The organism is Geobacillus sp. ZGt-1, from assembly GCF_001026865.1.
GTDB lineage: Bacteria > Bacillota > Bacilli > Bacillales > Anoxybacillaceae > Geobacillus > Geobacillus thermoleovorans.
Genome location: NZ_LDPD01000202.1, coordinates 1 through 1,099, shown reverse-complemented (window position 1 = coordinate 1,099; position 1,099 = coordinate 1). Strand labels below are relative to the sequence as shown.

The window sequence follows — 1,099 nt, the reverse complement described above, 5'->3', positions numbered from 1 at the left end:
GTTTTTTCTCGGAAAAGCCTTTTTGGTCCAATTCGAGCAGCAGTTTTTTCAGTTCTTCTCTCGTTAATTCGGTTGGACGTTGACAAACAATCATTAAAGCTGGGATTTTGTTCATATTGTTGCGAATAAATTCACCGAACGATTGCAAATAGTCATCTGGCTTTTCCGCATTTCCGTATCCGCGTTTTACCGCAATCAACTTATCTTCATGTTTAGAAATATATTGCTTATTTTCCCGGTAGCGATTTTCATCCATATAGCGGAACATCGACTTGTACTCTTTTAATTGTACAGGTAATTCATCCGGCTGCAAGGCTTTTACCCAATCGATAAACTCATCGACCGTTTTGCCCCCGGACAGCACTTTAAAGTCTTGGTGCTGCCTATCGGACCATTTCCGCTTTTTCCGCTGGATTTTGGCAATAATTTGTTCTTTTTGATATTGAAGATGTTCCGTTTTTTCTAGTCCCTCTAATTCTTCGACTAATTGAGTCAGCGAAATATTCGGACGCGTTACAACCGGCTTCATGCTTGTATATGGTTTTAAAGATTCATAAATCCCAACCGCATCAAAAATTTTAAAATGGTCTTTTTGGATTTCTTCGCATCTTCTCGTTGCGCGTCCTAACATTTGTTCATACAGAATGCGCGAGCGAACACGCCGTAAGAAGACAAGATTCGTAATCGCCGGCACGTCCACACCCGTCGTCAGCAAATCAACCGTAACGACAATTGTTGGATATTTTTCGTTTTTAAAACGGCGGATCGCACCAGAAGGATCTTTAATCGAACCGGTAATTTTCATCACCGCGTTGTCTTCGACTTCACCGTATAGTTTTTCGAACTCTTCTTTTAAAAGGCGAACGACTAAGTCAGCATGATCATCAGTGGCAGCAAAAATTAACGTTTTTCCTTCATCATCCGGAGAAATATATTTCGTCAATTCACGAATGATGACACGATTAAAGCTTTCCGTAATGACTTTTGTGTTAAACTGAGACACATCAATATTGACTTCGTCTTCTAAATACTCTTGAGAAATCGTTCCTGTCACCGTGTCATACACATCGACCGTTTCCCCTTTCGCCCACGTAATCCC

The 1,099-nt window shown here is 40.8% G+C and carries 1 protein-coding gene; it reads right to left on the bottom strand.

All coding sequences use genetic code 11. From position 1 onward, the window contains the following. The coding region (locus VU18_RS16595) for a helicase-related protein (RefSeq protein WP_047758598.1) at nt 1-1,099 on the bottom strand (1,099 nt) is incomplete at both ends.